Here is a 1,242-nt window from a genome sequence, read left to right on the forward strand (position 1 = left end):
AACATTCATTCTACTATCTAATTGGTAGCATTGTCTGTGATGATATTAAGACTTATGTTCTGTGGGAGTCGTTACTCGTAGCATGGATGGAGCGAAAGCATAACCCACGCTATACTTCCTCGGTAGATAGTGTGTGCCTAAATAAATAGATAATTTTAGGCCTATGCCTTATTTAGTGTATTTCCACTATAATGTTTCTAGGGTCTGTATAGAATTAGGGAATAGTTGAAAAAAATAAGCAACGCCTTAAACTCTTGTTTACCACAACAAAGAGAAAAGGCGTCACTTATGGCTCGTACCATGCTCACTGATGAACAATGGCAAAAGCTGTCTAATATATTGCGACAAATCAACATATATAACAAGCCCAATCTAAGATTAACCGTTGAAGCGATGTTATACCGCATACGTATTGGCTGTCCTTGGCGCGACCTACCGTCTTGCTTTGGCAAATGGTCTGCTATATATCATCAGTACCGCTATTGGCGTAAAACGGGTAAATGGCGGCAACTGATGTCAATAGTAACAGCAGACTATGATAGCGAATGGTTATTTATAGATGGTAGCGTGGTAAAAGCGCATCAACACAGTGCAGGCGCTGCTAGTTGTCATGATGAAGCCATCGGTACCAGCGTTGCTGGTAATAGTAGTAAGCTGCATTTAATGGTTGATGCTTGTGGTAATCCTGTCCACGTTGAGCTGACAGGAGGACAAGTACATGATTCTAAAATGGCTAACGCTTTAATTAAAAGCACCATTAAAAAAGAGACTAAGGCGGTTGTAGCGGATAGAGGCTATGACAGTAGCGACATAAGAGATTGTATCTTTGAGTACTGTGCTGAATCAGTAATACCGGTTAAGTCAAATTCAAAAAGCAACAACAATACGCTAAATTGGTACTTATATCGCTGTCGCCACTTGGTAGAAAACGCCTTTGCTAGATTAAAACACTTCAGAGGTATTGCGACACGCTATGATAAGCTTAAAGACAGTTATGAAGCTGCTGTGATTCTAGCCTGTGTCTTTATTTGGCTGCCGCTGATTTGAATTCTATACAGACCCTAATCGAATTACAACAAATAGTATCGTAATAAAGGAAGGAGTTTTAGCTATCGCTAATAATGGTTACTAATATTGTAGAGCATCGGCACTGTTTTAAAGTAGTGGTAGCATGATTTAAATGCTGCATCATCTAAGTATCACATCACTTAATCACCGCATAACTTAAGCATTGGTATAACG

1 protein-coding gene is annotated in these 1,242 nt (G+C 39.5%); it reads left to right on the forward strand.

Going from position 1 to position 1,242, the window contains the following annotated elements:
• Nucleotides 1–288 precede the first annotated feature (288 nt).
• Complete coding sequence (locus tag JMX75_RS12815; protein WP_201532558.1) at nt 289–1,047, forward strand: IS5 family transposase; 759 nt, start codon at nt 289–291, stop codon at nt 1,045–1,047.
• The last annotated feature ends 195 nt before the right edge of the window (nt 1,048–1,242 follow it).

The sequence above is a fragment of the Psychrobacter sp. LFX-11D genome, from assembly GCF_904846475.1.
Taxonomy (GTDB): domain Bacteria; phylum Pseudomonadota; class Gammaproteobacteria; order Pseudomonadales; family Moraxellaceae; genus Psychrobacter; species Psychrobacter cryohalolentis.